We start from the raw sequence: 18,466 nt of genomic DNA, 5'->3' as shown, positions 1-18,466 counted from the left end.
CGGGACGACCGGGGGCTTCCGCCCGACCAACCCCAGTGAGAGAGAATGTTGTTCATGACGAATCCGATGAACGAGCGCCCGTCGCAGGAGCCCTTCCGGGCCGCCGGCGGGCAGTCGCAGGACGGCCAGAAGGTGCTGATCGTCGGACCGGACGGGCTGCCCGTGGGCCAGGGGTTCGCCGGCGCGGCCGGTGACGGGGACGACGAGGGCGACATGCCGCGCGAGCTCCCGGTGACCGAGATGGTCGAGCAGCCCGCCAAGGTCATGCGCATCGGCAGCATGATCAAGCAGCTGCTGGAGGAGGTCCGGGCGGCTCCCCTCGACGAGGCGAGCCGGGTGCGCCTGAAGGACATCCACGCGAGCTCGATCAAGGAGCTCGAACTGGGGCTGGCCCCGGAGCTGGTCGCCGAGCTGGAGCGGCTGTCGCTGCCGTTCACCGACGACACCATCCCGACCGAGGCCGAGCTGCGGATCGCCCAGGCCCAGCTGGTCGGCTGGTTGGAGGGCCTGTTCCACGGCATCCAGACCGCCCTGTTCGCGCAGCAGATGGCGGCGCGGGCCCAGCTGGAGCAGATGCGGCGGGCGCTGCCGCCCGGTCTGAACAGCGGTGAGCCGGACGAGGACGAGCCGGGCCAGAGCCGCGGCATCCGCTCCGGCCCGTACCTGTAGCCGCACCGGGCACACCCGGCGGTACCCGCCGGTAGGGACGTCCGGTCCGTGCCGACCGCCGACGGACCGGACGTACCGCGACGATCCTCCCCGCCCCGGGCCACCGGGTCCGCAGGGCCGCCGGCCCGGGGCCCGTCCCGGCCCTGGGCCGATCACCGTCGGCGGGAGCCGATACCCTGACCCCTGTCGCCGGCCGGTGGAACCGCCGCGGCAGGGGCCCGCCAGGCCAGCGGGCCGGGCCCACCACGCACGGACGAGACCGAACGTCAGGCTGCGGCAGCACGGCCGCGCCGAGGGGGAGCAGAGGACCATGAGCGAGCACGGCAACGCGGTCGAGGGCTTCTCCCTGGGCAACGGCCGCTATGTGCTGCAGCGGCTGCTGGGCGAGGGCGGCATGGCCTCCGTGCACCTCGCCTACGACAGCGTGCTCGACCGGCAGGTCGCGCTGAAGAGCATGCACAGCGAGCTGGGCCGGGACGACTCCTTCAAGGAGCGGTTCCGCCGTGAGGCCCAGGCCGTGGCCCGGCTGGAGCACCCGAACATCGTCACGGTGTACGACAGCGGCGAGGACGTCGCCCCGGACGGCTCCAGCACGCCGTACATCGTCATGCAGCTGATCGACGGCAAGGGCCTGCGCGAGGCGATCAACGAGGCGATCGGCCAGTACGGCGCGATGCCGGCCGAGGAGGCCCTGAAGGTCACCATCGGCGTGCTGAACGCGCTGGAGGCCTCGCACGACATGGGCCTGGTGCACCGCGACATCAAGCCCGGCAACGTCATGTTCGACCGCAAGGGCAACGTCAAGGTCATGGACTTCGGCATCGCCCGGGCGCTGGAGTCCGGCGTCACGTCGATGACCCAGACCGGCATGGTGGTCGGCACCCCGCAGTACCTCTCGCCCGAGCAGGCGCTCGGCAAGCCGGTGGACGCCCGCTCCGACCTGTACTCGGTCGGCGTGATGCTCTTCGAGATGATCACCGGGCAGCTGGTCTTCGACGGCGACTCGGCGTTCTCGATCGCCTACAAGCACGTCCAGGAGGAGCCGCCGGCCCCCTCCACCCTCAACCGCTCGATCACCCCCGAGGTGGACGCCTTCGTCGCCCAGGCGCTGCGCAAGGACCCGGCGCACCGGTTCCAGAGCGCGGCGGCGATGCGGGACGAGGCGGAGCGGCTGATCGAGGCCGCCAAGGGCGGTGCCAACGGGCAGCGCCTGCAGGCCAGCACCCCGCTGGTGATCAACGAGGGCCCGCGCTCGGTGCACGCCGCCCCGCCGGCGCCGCAGGCCCCGCAGACGCCGCAGCCCTTCCAGCCGCAGCCGCCGCAGCAGCAGTACCGGACGCCGCCGCCGGCCTACCAGGCGCCGCAGACCCCGCACCCCTTCCCGCAGCAGCAGTACCAGACCCCGCCGCCGGCCTTCCAGGCCCCGCGGCCGCAGGCGCCGCACACCCCGCACCCCTTCCCGCAGGCGCACACCCCGCCGCCGCAGCCGATGCCGCCGTACCAGCAGCCGAAGGCGCCCACCAGCGGCGGTGGCTGCTCGACGGCCGTGGTCGTGATCGGGATCATCGTCGGCGTGCTGGTGCTCGCCGGCATCATCATCGCGATCGTGGTCAACAAGGCGAACGAGAAGACCGGCGGCAAGTTCAGCACCTCGGAGCGCCCCGCCCACGTCCTGGTCCTCGACCTCCCCGCCGACCGGAATGGCCTGCTCTGACGGGTTCCGGCCGGTTCGGGGGTACCACGGTCGTCCGCCGGAGGCGGTAGCGTTCGGGGATACGTAAGCGACAGGGCACCGCGATCCGAGCGAACGCCCGGGGCGAGGAGCGATGGCACAGACGCAGCAGCCGGACGACGACGCGGGTGTCCGAGCGGCCGGCCGGACCGGCGGAACGCCGAGGATCCCGGATCCCGCCGGCCCGCAGACCCCGGGCCGCGGCACCGCCGTGCCGCTGAGCACCGTCGGCGACGGCCGCTACCGGCTGACCCACCGGCTCGGGCGCGGCGGCATGGCCGAGGTGTTCGCCGCCGAGGACGTGCGGCTCGGCCGCACCGTCGCGGTCAAGCTGCTGCGCGGGGAACTGGCCCAGGACGACGTCGCCCGGCTGCGCTTCACCCGCGAGGCACACGCCGTCGCGGCGCTCAACCACCACTCGATCGTCGCGGTCTACGACACCGGCGAGGAGTACGTCGGGGACGAGTCCACGCCGTACATCGTGATGGAGCTGGTCGAGGGCCGCACCGTCCGCGAACTGCTGGCGGACGAGGAGGCGCCGCCGGTCGACCAGGCGCTGATCATCATCGCCGGGGTGCTGGAGGCGCTCGCCTACAGCCACCGCAACGGCATCGTCCACCGCGACATCAAGCCCGCCAACGTGATCATCACCAACACCGGCGCGGTCAAGGTGATGGACTTCGGCATCGCCCGGGCGCTGACCGGCGGGGCCACCACGATGACCCAGACCGGCATGGTCATGGGCACCCCGCAGTACCTCTCGCCCGAGCAGGCGCTCGGCAAGCCGGTCGACCACCGCTCCGACCTGTACGCGGCCGGCTGCATGCTCTACGAACTGCTCACGCTGCGCCCGCCGTTCACCGGCGACACCCCGCTCTCGGTGGTCTACCAGCACGTCCAGGACCCGCCGGTGCCGCCCTCGCAGGCCAACGGCCGGGTGCCGGTCGGCCTCGACCCGCTGGTGCTGCGCTCGCTCGCCAAGAACCCGGACGACCGCTTCCAGGACGCCGACGAGTTCCGCGCCCACGTGCAGCACGCGCTGCGCGAGATGCACGGCGCGGCCGGGCCCGGCTGGGGCGGCGCCGCGGCCGGCGACACCGGCGCGACCCAGGTGATCCGGCCGGACCAGATCGCGGCCACCACGGCCTTCGGAACGGTGGGCCCCGGCGACCAGACCTCCGTGCTGCCGTACCCGACGGGCGGCGCGCACTCCTCCGCCGCGCCCTACCCGGCGGCCGGCGGCCCGTACGGCGGTGACGGCGCGGACGAGGACGGCGACGGCTCCGGCCGGCGGCGCGGGCCGTGGGCGTGGGTGGCCGGCGCGGTCGCCGTGCTGGTCGCGGCCGGCGCGGGCATCGCGTTCGCGCTCAGCGGCGGCGACCACCCCGACTCCAAGGTGCCCCCGACGCAGGCTCCGGTGGTCACCAGCACCGAGACGACGGCGCCGGTCCCGAGCGGTCCGACGACGGCGCCGCCCTCGTCCTCCGGCAGCAAGAAGCCGCAGCAGCCGACCGACCCCGGCACCAACACCGGGAACAGCACCGGGAACAACACCGGGAACAGCGGCAACAACATGTCGCCGTCGCCGAACACCGGCAAGCACTCCCAGGCCCCGACGCCGACCGGGGGCCCGACCCGCACCCCGACGGGGACGTCGTCGGCGACGAACGCGCCGACGACGGCACCGACCGGCGGCGGCTCGGGGCAGCCGGTGCCTCCCCAGACGCCCAAGCCGTCGCTGCCGGTCACCGCACCGGCCACGCCCGGCGGCAACTGACCGGGTCAGTTGGCGAAGGCGTCCAGGACCTGCTCGTACTCCTGGCACCACCACGCCAGCTGCCCCGCGGAGGCGGGGTAGAGCGGGTCGGCCCGGTGGTCGGCCCGCTGGTAGCGCCACTGCAGCATCCAGAAGTCGTTCAGCCGCTCCCACCAGACCCGGTGGACGGCGGCGGCCAGGTGCTCGGCGGTGGCGGCGCCGGAGGCCCGGTAGGCCTGTGAGTAGCGGCGGACCCGGACCAGGTCGAGGACGCCGGACGAGCGGTCGTTGAAGAGCAGCGTGGCGGCCCGGACGGCCTCCTCGGCGCGTGGTTGCGGGCCGAGCTTGTCCCAGTCCAGGACGGCCGCGACCCGGCCGCCCTGCGGACCGTCGCCGTACAGCAGGTTGAGGCCGTGGAAGTCGCCGTGGGTCCAGCCGGTGGGCGGCGCGGCCTCCGGGGCGGGGCGGCGGTGGGCGTGCTCGGCGAGCAGTTCCAGCCTTTCCGTGAGCCGTTCGACCACCAGTGCGTCCAGTTCCCCGGCCGGGTGGTGCTCGCGGGCGCGGCGCCGCAGCTCGCGGGCGAGCCCGGCGCTGTCGACGGGGTCGGCGCTCCGGTAGCCGGCGGGTTGGACGAGGGGGGCGCAGACGTCGTCGAGCGCGCCGTGCAGCTGGCCGAGCAGCGTGCCGAGCGCGTCGCACTGCGACGGGTCGAGCTCGCCGCCGTGCCGGTGCCGGCCGTCGACCCAGGGGAACAGCGCGAACAGCCGGCCGCCCCAGGCGGCCACCGTGCCGGACCGTTCGGCGCAGCTCAGCGGGGGTGCGACGGGCAGCCCGAGGGTGTTCAGCGCGGCCATCGCGCGGTGGTGGGCGAGGATCTTCGGACGGCTGGCGGTGGCGGAGTCGACGTAGCACTTCAGGAAGTACGGACCGGCCTCGGTGGTGACCAGGTACCCCCGGTTCAGCAGGCCCTCGGCGACCGGTTCGGCGGTCAGCAGCCGTCCTGTCCGGTAGCGGGTCAGGACCTCGGCGAGCGCTCCCAGCGGGACGGGTGGGCTGAGGGTCCCCATCGGCGGTGCGGAGAGGTCGGGGCGGGCCGGTGCGCAGGCGAGGGTCTGGCTGAAAGTCACGTGAAGAGGTTATGGCCCCCTTGCGGGGGCCCTTGACAAACCGTCAGTTCTGTGAATCCGTCCGTCAGTACTGGTGGTCGACCTGGTGCCGCGCCACGAAGGCGGCCGCCTGGGTGCGCCGCTCCATGCCCATCTTGGCGAGCAGACTGGAGACGTAGTTCTTCACCGTCTTCTCGGCCAGGTGCAACTCGTTGCCGATCTGGCGGTTCGTCATCCCTTCGCCGATCAGGTCGAGGATCCGCCTTTCCTGCTTGGTGAGTTGGGCGAGCCGCTCGTCCTCCTTCTCGCCGCCGTCGCGCAGCCGGGCGAGCACCCTGCTGGTGGCGACCGGGTCGAGCAGCGAGCGCCCGGCCGCGACGTCCCGGACGGCGGTGATCAGGTCGCTGCCGCGGATCGCCTTCAGCACGTAGCCGGAGGCGCCGGCCATGATCGAGTCGAACAGTGCCTCGTCGTCCGAGAACGAGGTCAGCATCAGGCACTTGATCTCCGGCAGCCTGGACCGGATCTCCCGGCAGACCTCGACCCCGTTGCCGTCCGGCAGCCGGACGTCGAGCACCGCCACGTCCGGGTGGACCGCCGGGATCCGGGTGAGTGCCTCGGCGGCCGTGCCGGCCTCGCCGACCACCTCGATGTCGCCCTCGACCGAGAGCAGATCGTGCACGCCCCGCCGGACGACCTCGTGGTCGTCGAGCAGGAACACCCTGATTTGTCCGTTATCAGTCACGTCCAAAGCCTCCCATATCACCGTACGAAAGACCTATCACCCGGACCTCCGCAACGACGTGATCCGGCCAGGACCGTCCGAAACCGATACCGAGAACCCCCTTACGTACGGGCGTCCGCCCGGATAACGTGCGCTGGTGTCCTGAAGGCGCTCGAATTGAGAGCTGCGTCACGCCGCCCGTCACCCCCACCCTTCCGACGGCGAGCCGAACGCGGCACCCTCGGGGTTGTAGGCCCTGAACAAGTAGGACGTCCTAGCGCAAGCGCGTCGAGGGCGGACGCTGGGTAACGTTCTCGTGAGGGACGCCGTCGGAACAGGATCACCACCTGCCCCGTAGGGGAAGCGCACACCCACGCGCGCCCCGCGAGGCGGTGACCGGACCGGTCACCGGCGACCCCGGGCGGCCGGACAGACCGAGGAGTGAACGTGACCGTCAAAAGCACGGCGAGGGCCCGCAAGAAGGCGGCCCCCGGCGTCCCTGACACCCTCCGCGCCAAGGGCGAGAACGCCCAGCCGGAGCTCGTCCAGCTGCTCACGCCGGAAGGCGAGCGGGTCGAGCACCCGGACTACCCCCTCACCACCACTCCCGAGGAGCTGCGCGCCCTCTACCGCGACCTGGTGCTGGTGCGCCGGTTCGACAGCGAGGCCACCTCGCTGCAGCGCCAGGGCGAGCTCGGCCTGTGGGCCTCGCTGCTCGGCCAGGAGGCCGCCCAGGTCGGCTCCGGCCGCGCCATGCGCCCCGGCGACTACGCCTTCCCCACGTACCGCGAGCACGGCGTGGCCTGGTGCCGCGACGTCGACCCGCTGAACCTGCTCGGCATGTTCCGCGGCGTGAACCACGGCGGCTGGGACCCGAACGAGAAGAACTTCCACCTGTACACCATCGTGATCGGCGCGCAGGCCCTGCACGCCACCGGCTACGCGATGGGCATCAGCAAGGACGGCGCGGACGACGCGGTGATCGCGTACTTCGGTGACGGCGCCTCCAGCCAGGGCGACGTCAACGAGGCCTTCACCTTCGCCTCGGTCTACAACTCGCCGGTGGTGTTCTTCTGCCAGAACAACCAGTGGGCGATCTCCGAGCCCACCACCACCCAGACCAGGATCCCGCTGTACCGCCGCGCCTCCGGCTTCGGCTTCCCGGGCGTCCGGGTCGACGGCAACGACGTGCTGGCCTGCCTGGCGGTCACCCGCTGGGCGCTCGACCACGCCCGCAGCGGCAACGGCCCGGTGCTGATCGAGGCGTTCACCTACCGGATGGGTGCCCACACCACCTCCGACGACCCCACCCGCTACCGGCACACCGAGGAGACCGAGGCCTGGAAGGCCAAGGACCCGATCAGCCGGCTCCGCGCCCACCTGGAGAAGGAGGGCCTGGCCGACGAGGAGTTCTTCGCCTCCGTCGAAGCCGAGAGCGAGCAGCTGGGGCTGCGGGTGCGCGAGGGCGTGCGCGGCATGCCGGACCCGGACCCGACCCTGATCTTCGACCACGTGTACAGCGAGCCGCACACGCTGGTCGATGAGGAACGGGCCGAGTACATCGAGTACGCGGCCTCCTTCGAGGCGGGGGAGACCCACTGATGGCCGGTCAGCTGAGCATCGCCAAGGCGCTGAACGGAGCGCTGCGCAAGTCGCTGGAGAACGACCCGAAGACCGTCCTGATGGGCGAGGACATCGGCAAGCTCGGCGGCGTCTTCCGGATCACCGATGGCCTGCAGAAGGACTTCGGCGAGGACCGGGTGATCGACACCCCGCTCGCCGAGTCCGGCATCATGGGCACCGCGATCGGCCTCGCGCTGCGCGGCTACCGCCCCGTCGTGGAGATCCAGTTCGACGGCTTCGTCTACCCGGCCTTCGACCAGATCGTCTCCCAGCTGGCCAAGATGCACGCCCGTGCGCTGGGCCACGTCAAGCTGCCGGTCACCGTGCGCATCCCCTACGCGGGTGGCATCGGCGCGGTCGAGCACCACAGCGAGTCGCACGAGGCGTACTTCGCCCACACCGCCGGCCTGCGGGTGGTCACCCCGGCCAGCGCGCACGACGCCCACTGGATGCTGCGGCAGTCGATCGAGTCCGACGACCCGGTCATCTTCCTGGAGCCCAAGCGCCGTTACTGGGACAAGGGCGAGGTCGGCGACGCCGCCGACCTGGGCCTGCACGACGCCCGGATCGTCCGGCCCGGCACGGACGCGACGCTGATCGCGTACGGCCCGATGGTCAAGGTCTGCCTGGAGGCCGCCGCGGCCGCCGAGGAGGACGGCCGCCGGCTGGAGGTCGTCGACCTGCGCTCGCTCTCCCCGGTGGACTTCGCCGCCCTGGAGGAGTCGGTCAAGCGCACCGGCCGCGCCGTGGTGGTGCACGAGGCACCCGTCTTCCTGGGCATGGGCGCGGAGTTGGCCGCCCGGCTCACCGAGAAGTGCTTCTACCACCTGGAGGCGCCGGTCCTGCGGGTCGGCGGCTACCACGCGCCGTACCCGCCGTCCCGGGTCGAGGAGGCATTCCTCCCCGACCTTGACCGCGTGCTCGACGCCGTCGACCGCGCGCTCGCGTACTGATCCAGGGGAGCGAAGATGACCACCGAAGTTCGCTCGCTCCGCGAGTTCAAGATGCCCGACGTGGGCGAGGGCCTCACCGAGGCCGAGATCCTCAGCTGGTACGTCAAGCCCGGTGACACCGTCACCGACGGGCAGGTCGTCTGTGAGGTGGAGACCGCCAAGGCGGCCGTGGAGCTGCCCATCCCGTTCAACGGGGTGGTCGAGAACCTGCACTTCCCCGAGGGCGCGACGGTCGACGTCGGCACCGTGATCATCTCGGTCGCGGTCGCCGGGGAGGCGGGGGCCGCGGCTCCGGCCGCCCCCGCCGCGGCTCCGGCCCAGGCTCCGGCCCCGGCGTCCGACGCGGAGTCCGAGCCCGAGCGGCGCGAGGTGCTGGTCGGGTACGGCCCGCGCACCGGCGCCGCCCAGCGCCGGGCGCGGCGGACGACCACGACCAAGGTCGCCGCCTCCGCTCCGGCCCCGGCCGCCGCTCCGGCCCCGGCCGCCGCTCCGGCCCCGGCCGCCGCTCCGGCCCCGGTGGCCGTGTCGGCGCCCGCGGCTCCGGCGCCGGTGGCCGAAGCGCCCGGCGGGGAACGGCCGTTGGCCAAGCCGCCGGTGCGCAAGCTGGCCAAGGACCTCGGCGTCGACCTGCGCGCGGTCACCCCGACCGGCCGGGACGGCGTGGTCACCCGCGAGGACGTGCACGCCCACGCCGCTGCCCAGGCCGCTCCGGCGGCCGCCCCGGCGGTCGCGGTGGCCGAGGCCGCCGTGGCCGAGCCGGCCGCGCCGCAGGCGCCGGTGCCCACCACGGGCGACGTCCGGGTGCCGATCAAGGGCGTCCGCAAGGCGACCGCGCAGGCGATGGTGGCCTCGGCCTTCACCGCCCCGCACGTCACCGAGTTCGTGCAGGTCGACGTGACCCGCACGATGAAGTTCGTCCGCCGGCTCAAGGAGAGCGGCGAGCTGGGCCGGGACGTCCGGGTCAGCCCGCTGCTGATCGTCGCCAAGGCGCTGCTCACCGCGATCAAGCGGCACCCCGGGATCAACGCCCAGTGGGACGAGGCGGCCCAGGAGATCGTCCTCAAGGGCCAGGTGAACCTCGGCATCGCCGCGGCCACCCCGCGCGGCCTGATCGTCCCGAACATCAAGGACGCCGGGTCCAAGACCCTCGCGGGGCTGGCCACTTCGCTCGGCGAGCTGGTCGAGACCGCCCGTCAGGGCAAGACCTCGCCGGCCGACATGCAGGGCGGGACGGTCACCATCACCAACGTCGGCGTCTTCGGCGTCGACACCGGCACCCCGATCCTCAACCCGGGCGAGGCCGCCATCCTGGCCTTCGGCGCGGTCCGGGAACTGCCGTGGGTGCACAAGGGCAAGGTCGTCCCGCGACAGGTGACCACGCTCGCGCTCTCCTTCGACCACCGCCTGGTGGACGGGGAGCTGGGCTCCAGGGTGCTGGCCGACGTGGCCGCCCTGCTGGAGCGCCCGAAGCGCCTGATCACCTGGGGCTGACGGCCCGGCAGCAGGTAGAAGGGGCCCTCCCGCGCATGGCCGTGCGCAGGAGGGCCCCTTCGTCGTGACCGCCCGATCGACTACCGCCGGGGCCGGAGCCGACGGACGGCGACCAGGACGCCCGCGCCGAGGGCGAGCAGGAGGGCGGAGCCCGCGGCGAGCAGGGTGTTGGTGGCGGAGGAGCCGGTCCGGGCCAGCTCGGGGGTGCCGGCCGGCGCGGTGGTGGCCGGGGCGGCGGACGGGGCCGACGCCTTCGGTGCCCCGGCGGCCGGGGCGGCCGTCTGGCTCCGGTCGGTCGCGGGCTCGGCGGCCTCGGCGGTCGCCTCCTTGGCGGGTGCCGCCTTGCTCGGGGCGGGCTTGGGCTTGGCCGGGGCGGCCGGCTTGGCGGTACCGGTGCCGGTGCCGGTGTTCTGGGGGTGGGTCACCTTGACCGGCTTGAAGCCCGAGTCGCCGGGCCCCTGGGAGCCGGCCATCTCGGTCGAGGCCAGCAGGTTGACCGTGGTCACCCCGGCCGGGGTGCTGGACGCCAGCGAGTACCGGAACCTGAAGGTCATCGAGCTGTGGGCGGCCATCCGCTGGCGCTGCGAGCCTGTGACGTCGACGACGCGGGTGCAGCCCTCGCTCAGCTGGAGGTTCTTCCAGGCGCCGGTGTGGTCCTGGAACTGCACCCTGACGTCCTTGCCGCGGGCCGCGGCGCCCGGGCCCGGGGTGACCAGGCCGAGGAACGGCTCCATGCCGTGGGCGTCCTCGTCGGCCCTGTTGGTGACCTTGAGGGAGACCTCGTTCCAGCTGCCGTCCGCGACCACCGTGGACCCGGCCGAGACGATGGCGGTGTCGGGCGAGAGGCCGGGCGCGCCGGCCGGGGCCTGGTACGCGCCGGTGACCCGGTAGTCCCCGCAGGCCCAGGCGGTGTCGGTGGCGAGGAGCTGCACGCCGCCGGCGAGGACCACGGTGGCGGCGACGGTGGCGATGCGGCGGCGGCCGGAGAGCGCGCGGTCGTTCTTCGCGAATCGGGTGATAACGGACGTACGCATGACGTGGCTCCCCAGGGCCGTGTGACTGACGGTGTGGTGTGAAGACGACCGGCCTGCTCCGCTCCTGCTGAGCGGAAGCGCCCCCCGGCTCCGCCGGTCTCGCTCTCCGTGCCTTCATACCTATGGACGCGCATCCCCGTCCGGGGTTGCAGGTGGGTCCGGAATTTTTTTCGGGCGCTTCCGAAGGGCCGCTTCGGGATACTGCCGGGATGACCGATGAGCTGACGATCAGACCGGAAACGACGTCGACCGGGAGCGGGGAACGTCGGTCGCTGCGTCGGGACGCGTCGGGGCCGGCGCTACTGGCGGGGCTGGTGTGCGTCGCGGTGTCCTTCTCGGGACCGCTGGTGGTGGTGCTCGCGGCGGCGTCCGCCGGGCGGTTGGACACCGCGCACACCGCGTCCTGGATCTGGGCGGTGGCGATCGGCAGCGGGGTGAGCGGCTTCGCGCTGAGCTGGTGGACCCGGACGCCGGTGATCACCGCCTGGTCCACCCCGGGCGCCGCGCTGCTGGTGACCAGCCTGGGCGACTACCCGTACCGGGAGGCGGTCGGGGCGTTCCTGGTGAGCGCGGCGGTGGTGGCGCTGTTCGGGGTGACCGGCTGGTTCGGCCGACTGATCGCGGCGGTGCCGGTGGGGATCGTGAACGCGATGCTCGCGGGCATCCTGTTCTCCTTCGGCGCCGGGATCTTCGGCGCCGTGCACGGCGCGCCGGTGCTGGTGGTGGGCAGCTTCGCGGCCTTCCTGCTGGCCAGGCGCTTCGCGCCGCGGTACGCCGTGCCGGTCGCACTGCTGGTCGGCGGGGTGCTGGCGGCGCTGACCGTCGGACTGCCGCTGCACCTGGGCCCGGGCGGGCCGACCGTGCCGGTGCTGACGGTGCCGGCGTTCTCCGGTGCGGCCCTGGTGGGGCTGACGCTGCCGCTCACGATCGTGGCGCTGGCCTCGCAGAACGCGCCGGGCCTCGGGGTGATGCGGGCCTTCGGCTACCGCGCGGACGACCGGCTGCTGATCGGCTCGACGGGCGTGGTGTCGATGCTGATGGCGCCGTTCGGCTCGCCCGGGGTGAACCTGGCGGCGATCACGGCGGCGATCTGCTCGGGCCCGGAGGCCCATCCGGACCCGCGCCGCCGGTACGTCGCGGGGATGTCCTCGGGCGTGCTGTACGTGCTGGTGGGCAGCTTCGGCGGGGTGCTGGTGAGCCTGTTCACCGGGCTGCCGAAGGAGCTGATCGCGGTGATCGCCGGAGTCGCCCTGCTGGCCTCGCTGCAGGGCAGCCTGGCGGCGGCGGTCGCGGAGGAGCGCGGACGGGACGCGGCGGTGGTGACCTTCCTGGCGAGCGCCTCGGGGATGAGCCTGTTCGGGATCGGCTCGGCCTTCTGGGGGCTGCTGTTCGGGCTCGGCACCCACCTGGTGCTGGGCTTCCGGCGGGCCTGAACGGGGATGTGGTTGGGATGACCCGTATGGCAGGGAGGATGCGGATCGTTCGGCCAGGTCGGTGACTTTTTCGCGGCCGGATAGGCGGGCCCCACCCGTCCGGGTACGTCTCCGCTCCACCACCCGGGCGACGCCGGGTGCCGGAGCCCGGAGGACGACCCGTATGCCGCCTGGCAACCCTGGCCGTCTCGTGCGGAGCATGGCCGCACTCGTGCTGGTGTCCGCCGCCGCCCTCCCGGCCGCCCTGGAGCTGGCCGGCCCCTCGCCGTTCGGCGTGATCGGGCCGGGGGCCCCGGCCGACCGCGCGGTGCCCCCGCACACGGCGCTCCGCGCCGACCAGCGGATATCCGAGGTCGCCCCGACCGTCGACATACGCCGCACCGGCGAACCGGCCAACCGGATCACCCTGGTGCTGCTCGGCGACGGCTACACGGCCGACGAGCAGGACCTCTTCCGGCTGCAGGCCGACAAGGCCTGGCGCGCCCTGATGGACATCGAGCCCTTCCGCACCTACCAGGCCTTCTTCAACATCAGGCGGGTGGAGGTGGTCTCCCCGGTCTCCGGCATCGCCGAGTCCGAGAAGCACGGCCGCAGGACCGCCACCCCGCTCGGCATGCACTTCTGGTGCGAGGGCACCGCCCGGCTGCTCTGCGCCGACGAGGCCGCCACCGCCCGGTACGCGGGGGACGGCGCCGGCCCGCAGTACCTGATCGCGCTGGCCAACTCCACCGAGTACGGCGGCGCCGGCGGCACCGGGGTGACCACTCTGGCGGGCGGCAACCCGGACGCCGGGCGGATCATCCAGCACGAGATCGGGCACACCGTGGGGGACCTCGGCGACGAGTACGACAGCGCCCCGGACGACGCCGACTACCCGAACCTCTCCACCCTCAACGCCGACGAGATGCGCCGGAAGCAGCTCAAGTGGTGGCGCTGGCTGGGCGCCGAGTCCCCGGACGGGGCCGGCGTGATCGGGGCGTACCGCAGCGCCAACGGCCTCTACCGGCCCACCCCGGACTCGGTGATGCGCACCCTGGGCAGCGCGTACAACCTCCCCTCGCGGGAGGCGATCATCGAGGAGCTGTACCGCAGGGTCCGGCCGACCGACGCCCCGGTGCCGGCCCCCGGCGAGGTGGCCGGGCGGCCCCGGCTCGACGTCCGGCCGCTGCCGCTGACCGGCCCGCGGCAGCTGCGGGTGGAGTGGAAGGTGGACGGCGTCCCGATGACGCCGCAGTCCCCCGACGGCTCCTGGCTCGACACCGCGGGGCTGGAACTGGCCCCGGGCCGGACGGCCACCGTGACGGCGACCGTCCGGGACACCACCGACTGGGTGCGGGACGAGGCCTTCCGGGACCGCTACATGACCCGCTCGGTGTCCTGGACGCTGACCGGCTGAGGCCCCGGTCCGCGCACCCCGGCTCCGGGCATCCGATCATGGGATGACTAATCTGGTCGGACTATGACCGTGGAGCCCGCCCGTCCAGCCCCGTCCCCGTCCGTCCCCGCTCCCCGGTCCACCGCCGAGCCCCCGGCCGTGCCCGTCCCGGTACCCCTCTCCGCGCCCGCCGCGCCGCCCGGTGGCCGGGCGGCCTGGCTGGCCTGGTCCGTCGGGGTGAGCGTCTACGTCCTGGCCGTCATCCACCGCACCAGCCTCGGCGTGGCCGGACTGGACGCCGCCGACCGCTTCGGCATCGGCGCCTCGGCCCTCTCCACCTTCTCGATCCTCCAGGTGCTGGTCTACGCGGCCATGCAGATCCCGGTCGGCCTGCTGGTGGACCGGTTCGGGCCGCGCCGGGTGCTGATGCTCGGCATCGCGCTGCTGAGCACCGGTCAGCTGGCCTTCGCGTTCAGCGCCGACTTCGGCCCCGCGCTGGCCTCCCGCGCGGTGCTCGGCTGCGGTGACGCGATGACCTTCATCAGCGTGCTGCGGATCGCCGCCCGGTGGTTCCCGGCGGCCCGCAACCCCTTCGTGGCCCAGCTGACCGGCCTGGTCGGGATGGGCGGCAACCTGGTCACCACCGTGGTGCTCGCCCGGGCGCTGCACAGCGAGGGCTGGACGCCCACCTTCAGCGCGATCGCGCTGCTGGGCGCGGGGGTGTTCGTGCCGGTCGCGTTCCTGCTCCGGGACGCGCCGCCCCGGCAGGAGGCCGGCGACCGGCCGGAGCCGGTCGGCGCGCGGCCGAAGGTCGGCCGGCAGGTCCTCGCCTGCTGGCGGGAGCCGGGCACCCGGCTCGGGCTCTGGATCCACTTCACCACCCAGTTCCCCGGCAACGCCTTCGGCCTGCTCTGGGGCCTGCCCTACCTGGTGCAGGCGCAGGGCATGTCCCGGGCCGGGGCCGGCGGGCTGCTGACCCTGCTGGTGCTCAGCAACATGACCTTCGGCTTCGTCTTCGGCCGGCTGCTCTCCGCCACGGCCCGGGCCCGGATGCCGATCGTCCTGACCGTCGTGGTGACCACCGCGCTCGGCTGGGCGCTGGTGCTGGCCTGGCCCGGCGGCCACCCGCCGGCCTGGCTGCTGGTCGGGATCATCCTGGTGATGGGCAGCAACGGCCCGGCCTCGCTGGTCGGCCTCGACTACGCGCGCGCCCGCAACCCCGTGGAGCGGCTCGGCACCGCCTCCGGGATCGTCAACATGGGCGGCTTCATCGGCACGATGATCACCCTGTTCGGCATCGGCGTGCTGCTGGACCTGCTCTCCCCGGACGGCGCCGGGTCCTACTCGGCCGCCGCCTTCCGGTGGGCGTTCTGCTGGCAGTACGTCCCGCTGGCGGTGGGCACGGCGATGATCCTGCGGCTGCGCCGGAAGGTCGCGGCGCAGCCGGGCTGAGCCCCGGGCCCGTGCGGGGCCCGGGGCGGCGGGCGCCGGCCGTCAGATGGTCACCGAGAAGTTGGCCAGCACCCGCTCGGCCAGCTCCTGGTCGCCCTCGACGGAGACCGGGCCGGGCCGGCCGCGCCCGCAGGCGAGCCGCAGGTAGGTCTCCCAGCCCATGGTGAGCTGGACGTCGGGGGCCAGGCTGATCGACTCGTCCACGGTGCAGCGGCCGGCGGCGTCCACCCGGACGGTGCGCAGGAACTCCACCGGGCCGGTGACGTCCAGCACCAGGGCCGTCCCGGCCGGTGCCCCGGCCTTGTCGGCGACGGCCTTGGGCAGCAGCTCCAGCAGCAGGTCCCGGGTGATCAGGGCGGCCGGGGCGTCCAGGTTGCCCGGAGCCTCCAGGGCCCGGCGCAGGTCCTGCTCGTGCACCCAGACGTCGAAGGCCCGCATCCGCAGCAGCTCGTGGTACGGGACGTCCCTGGCCAGCGGTCCGGCCGGCCAGCGCACCGGCTCCTCGGGCGTCTGCTTGGCGTTCCGCAGCGCCCGGGAGCGGCGGATGATCGTGTACTCCAGCTCGCTGGTCATCTCCAGCGCGGTGTGGCAGCGGCGCTTGTCGACCGGGAGCTCGACGTAACGGGCGAACTCCGTGGTGACGTGACGGAGGTCACGCGGCAGCGAGTGGATCGGGCGGGGGTCGCCGAGCAGGTCGGACTCGACCGCGATCACGTGGGACACGACGTCCCGGACGGACCAGCCGGGGCACTCGGTGGCCCGGTTCCAGGAGTCCTCGGGGAGGGGGGCGACCAGCTCCGATATGGACTCGATGGTCTGGGTCCACGCCTCGGTGTAAGCCTGCACGGTCTGGTTGTCCGTCACGGGAATCTCCGGCCCTCCGTCAGCTTCCTTGCCTCTGCGCCCCGCCGTCACGCCGACCGGGATGGTCCGGCTTCCGGGCGCACACGCTAACCGCACGTTACGCTGCCGGGAGACAGCTGGGCAGCGCTTTCGGGTGACGATCGTAGGTCTCTTGCCGTGGACGGTGGTACTGTGCGCGCTTCATTGATCCAACTCGCGGTCTCCGACGCGGAGCCGCCCGCCGAGCGGAGGGCTCGGGCGGCGTCCCTGGTGCGGGCGCAGCAGGGCGCCGACCTGGTGGTGCTCCCGGAGCTGTGGCCGCTCGGCGGCTTCGCCCACGACCTCTGGTCGGACGGCGCGGAGACGCTGGACGGGCCCACCTCCGACGCGATGTCGGCCGCCGCCCGGGCCGCCGGGGCCTGGCTGCACGCCGGTTCGATCGTCGAACGCGATCCGGACGGGCCGATCTACAACACCTCACTGCTGTTCTCCCCGGACGGCGAGCTGGTGCACACGTACCGCAAGATCCACCGCTTCGGCTTCGACAGCGGCGAGGCGGTGGTGATGGGGGCCGGTCAGGAGATCGTCACGGCGCCCGTCGACTTCGCCACGCTGGGCCTGGCCACCTGCTACGACCTGCGCTTCCCGGAGCTGTTCCGGGCGCTGCTGGACGCCGGAGCGCAGCTGCTGGTGGTCCCGGCGGCCTGGCCGGCCCGGCGGCGCGAGCACTGGACGCTGCTGGCCCGGGCCCGGGCGGTGGAGGAGCAGGCCTTCGTGCTGGCCTGCAACACGGCCGGGACGCACGCCGGGGTCGAGCAGGCCGGGCACAGCATCGTGGTGGACCCGTGGGGCCGGGTGCTGGCCGAGGCGGGGGCGGACGAGGAGGTCCTGACGGTCGAGTTCGACCCGGCCGAGGTGGCCAAGGCGCGGGAGGAGTTCCCGGTGCTGCGGGACCGCCTGCTGGGGATCCCGGCGCCGGTCCAGCGCTGAGCCGGGGCGGGGCCGGGGCGCGGGGACGGCGTTTCGGAGGGTTGGTTCGTACCTGGGCCGGTCGGGTTTGAGAAGATGAGCACTCGTCGTGTTCCCCACCGGCCCGGACGAGGGCCGGCACGGTAGGCCGCCCGAGGAGGTCGCGCCCATGCCTGGCGACGGCGCAGGCGACACCCCCCGCCCCGTCATCCACCGCAACAGCCTGCGCGAGCAGATCGCCGGAGCGCTGCGCGAGGAGATGATGGCCGGCCGGCTCGCGGCCGGCCGGAACTTCACCGTCAAGGAGATCGCCGAGCTGTACGGCGTCTCCGCGACCCCGGCCCGCGAGGCCCTGGTCGACCTCGGTGCGCAGGGCCTGTTGCGGGCCGAGCACCACCGCGGCTTCACCGTGCCCGAGCTGGGGTGGGACGACTTCCTGGAGATCTTCGAGTCCCGGGTGCTGATCACCGACAGCTTCCACCGCCAGTTCGTCGCCCGTCGGTCGCTGCCCGACCTCAGCCGGCTGCCCTCGCTGCACCGCCGGGCGGACGCGGCGGTGCGGGCCGCCCGGGCCGGGAACCTGGACGTGATGGTGGGCTGCGACCGCCGGTTCTGGCAGGAGGTCGGCGGGCTGCTCGGCAACCGCCGGATCGCCGACTACCTGGACTGGCTGCGGGTGCAGTCCTGGATGTTCGCCGCTCGCTACCTGCGGGAACTGCCCGCGTTGGGCGGGATCTGCTGGGAGCGCCACCCGGACCTGGTCGGGGCGATCGAGGCCCGCGACTCGGTCGGCGCGCACCGGATCATCTGCGAGTACAACCTGTACACCGTCCGGCTGCTGGCCGGGCTGGCCGGGCAGCCGCTGGAGTCGGTGACCGTCCTGGGGCTGCTCACCGAGTACGTCGGCGAGGAGCTGCCGCCGGTGCCGGTCGAGCCGCCGCCGGCGCCGGCCGTCGAGCCCGCCGCCGGTCCCGCCGCGGGGCCCGGCCCGGAGCCCGGCGGGGCCCGCGCCGAGCGGAGCCGCCGCGGCGACGAGGTGGGCCGGGAACTCGGCCGTGAGCTGGGCCTGGGCCTCGGCCTGGTGCCCCAGCCGCGCACGCTGCCGTACGGCCGGTTCGGCCGGCGGCTGACCGAGCCGGCCCCGGAGGCCGGGCGGGGACGGCCCGACCCGCACGCCGCGCCGGGCCGGTAGGGTGGGCGGGCGTCGGACCGGGCGCCCCGCCGAAGGGCCGTCCGGGCACCGACCCAGCCCCGTCGTCGCCCCGTCTCCGCGGGCGATCCCCGCCTCCGGAGAGGAACTGCCGGC

15 protein-coding genes are annotated in these 18,466 nt (G+C 73.7%); 11 read left to right on the top strand and 4 right to left on the bottom strand.

The genetic code is table 11. The features are described from left to right. Window positions 1-54: 54 nt before the first annotated feature. The 3 genes from ACIQI7_RS07500 to ACIQI7_RS07490 all read left to right on the top strand — a co-directional run bounded on the left by ACIQI7_RS07500 (window position 55) and on the right by ACIQI7_RS07490 (window position 4,178). A complete protein-coding gene (locus ACIQI7_RS07500) occupies window positions 55-669 on the top strand; it encodes a bacterial proteasome activator family protein (RefSeq protein ID WP_387752023.1) in 615 nt (204 codons plus the stop codon). 310 nt (window positions 670-979) lie between these two features. Beyond that, window positions 980-2,383, top strand: a complete 1,404-nt coding sequence (locus ACIQI7_RS07495; protein ID WP_401106051.1) for a protein kinase — start codon at window positions 980-982, stop codon at window positions 2,381-2,383. A gap of 112 nt (window positions 2,384-2,495) precedes the next feature. Then, entirely contained in the window at window positions 2,496-4,178 is a 1,683-nt protein-coding gene (locus ACIQI7_RS07490) for a protein kinase (protein WP_401106049.1), read from the top strand. Window positions 4,179-4,183: 5 nt separating this feature from the next. On the opposite strand, the gene ACIQI7_RS07485 is transcribed toward ACIQI7_RS07490, so the two are convergent. Next, window positions 4,184-5,284 (bottom strand): phosphotransferase, encoded by a 1,101-nt coding sequence (locus ACIQI7_RS07485; RefSeq protein WP_401106048.1) that lies wholly within the window; start codon window positions 5,282-5,284, stop codon window positions 4,184-4,186. A gap of 64 nt (window positions 5,285-5,348) precedes the next feature. Then, on the bottom strand, window positions 5,349-6,008 hold the full coding sequence (locus ACIQI7_RS07480) for a response regulator (RefSeq protein ID WP_401106046.1): 660 nt from the start codon (window positions 6,006-6,008) through the stop codon (window positions 5,349-5,351). A 426-nt stretch (window positions 6,009-6,434) separates the two neighbouring features. On the opposite strand from ACIQI7_RS07480, the gene pdhA reads away from it, so the two are divergent. Genes pdhA through ACIQI7_RS07465 form a run of 3 tightly spaced genes read left to right on the top strand, consistent with a single transcriptional unit; the run spans window position 6,435 to window position 10,054 of the window. Beyond that, window positions 6,435-7,589 carry a pyruvate dehydrogenase (acetyl-transferring) E1 component subunit alpha gene (gene pdhA, locus ACIQI7_RS07475; RefSeq protein WP_387752038.1) on the top strand — a complete coding sequence of 385 codons (1,155 nt, stop codon included), beginning with the start codon at window positions 6,435-6,437 and terminating at the stop codon, window positions 7,587-7,589. Continuing rightward, entirely contained in the window at window positions 7,589-8,563 is a 975-nt protein-coding gene (locus ACIQI7_RS07470) for an alpha-ketoacid dehydrogenase subunit beta (protein ID WP_396300480.1), read from the top strand. Before pdhA ends, ACIQI7_RS07470 begins: the two co-directional genes overlap by 1 nt. 15 nt (window positions 8,564-8,578) lie before the next feature. Further along, entirely contained in the window at window positions 8,579-10,054 is a 1,476-nt protein-coding gene (locus tag ACIQI7_RS07465; RefSeq protein WP_401106044.1) for a dihydrolipoamide acetyltransferase family protein, read from the top strand. An 80-nt stretch (window positions 10,055-10,134) separates the two neighbouring features. Here the strand turns inward: ACIQI7_RS07465 and ACIQI7_RS07460 are convergent, their stop codons facing one another. After that, window positions 10,135-11,088: an LPXTG cell wall anchor domain-containing protein gene (locus ACIQI7_RS07460; protein ID WP_401106042.1), complete on the bottom strand. Its 954-nt coding sequence runs from the start codon at window positions 11,086-11,088 to the stop codon at window positions 10,135-10,137. 122 nt (window positions 11,089-11,210) lie between these two features. Between ACIQI7_RS07460 and ACIQI7_RS07455 the strand changes: the two genes are divergently transcribed. The 3 genes from ACIQI7_RS07455 (at window position 11,211) to ACIQI7_RS07445 (ending at window position 15,348) form a co-directional block, all read left to right on the top strand. After that, on the top strand, window positions 11,211-12,521 hold the full coding sequence (locus ACIQI7_RS07455) for a benzoate/H(+) symporter BenE family transporter (protein ID WP_401106040.1): 1,311 nt from the start codon (window positions 11,211-11,213) through the stop codon (window positions 12,519-12,521). A gap of 199 nt (window positions 12,522-12,720) precedes the next feature. After that, the gene (locus tag ACIQI7_RS07450; RefSeq protein WP_401106038.1) at window positions 12,721-13,917 is read left to right on the top strand and encodes a M64 family metallopeptidase; all 1,197 of its coding nucleotides are present in this window, start codon (window positions 12,721-12,723) and stop codon (window positions 13,915-13,917) included. A 63-nt stretch (window positions 13,918-13,980) separates the two neighbouring features. Beyond that, complete coding sequence (locus tag ACIQI7_RS07445) at window positions 13,981-15,348, top strand: nitrate/nitrite transporter (RefSeq protein ID WP_401106037.1); 1,368 nt, start codon at window positions 13,981-13,983, stop codon at window positions 15,346-15,348. A 42-nt stretch (window positions 15,349-15,390) separates the two neighbouring features. Here ACIQI7_RS07445 and ACIQI7_RS07440 read toward each other — a convergent pair whose 3' ends face one another. Further along, complete coding sequence (locus tag ACIQI7_RS07440; RefSeq protein ID WP_401106036.1) at window positions 15,391-16,212, bottom strand: maleylpyruvate isomerase family mycothiol-dependent enzyme; 822 nt, start codon at window positions 16,210-16,212, stop codon at window positions 15,391-15,393. 171 nt (window positions 16,213-16,383) lie between these two features. Between ACIQI7_RS07440 and ACIQI7_RS07435 the strand changes: the two genes are divergently transcribed. Continuing rightward, window positions 16,384-17,181: a carbon-nitrogen family hydrolase gene (locus ACIQI7_RS07435; RefSeq protein WP_401106034.1), complete on the top strand. Its 798-nt coding sequence runs from the start codon at window positions 16,384-16,386 to the stop codon at window positions 17,179-17,181. A gap of 148 nt (window positions 17,182-17,329) precedes the next feature. Beyond that, window positions 17,330-18,352, top strand: coding sequence for a GntR family transcriptional regulator (locus ACIQI7_RS07430; protein WP_401106032.1), 1,023 nt, complete (start codon window positions 17,330-17,332; stop codon window positions 18,350-18,352). Window positions 18,353-18,466 lie beyond the last annotated feature (114 nt).

Source organism: Kitasatospora sp. NPDC092039, assembly GCF_044756065.1.
Taxonomy (GTDB): Bacteria; Actinomycetota; Actinomycetes; order Streptomycetales; family Streptomycetaceae; genus Kitasatospora.
This window is presented reverse-complemented; position numbering and strand designations above follow the sequence as displayed.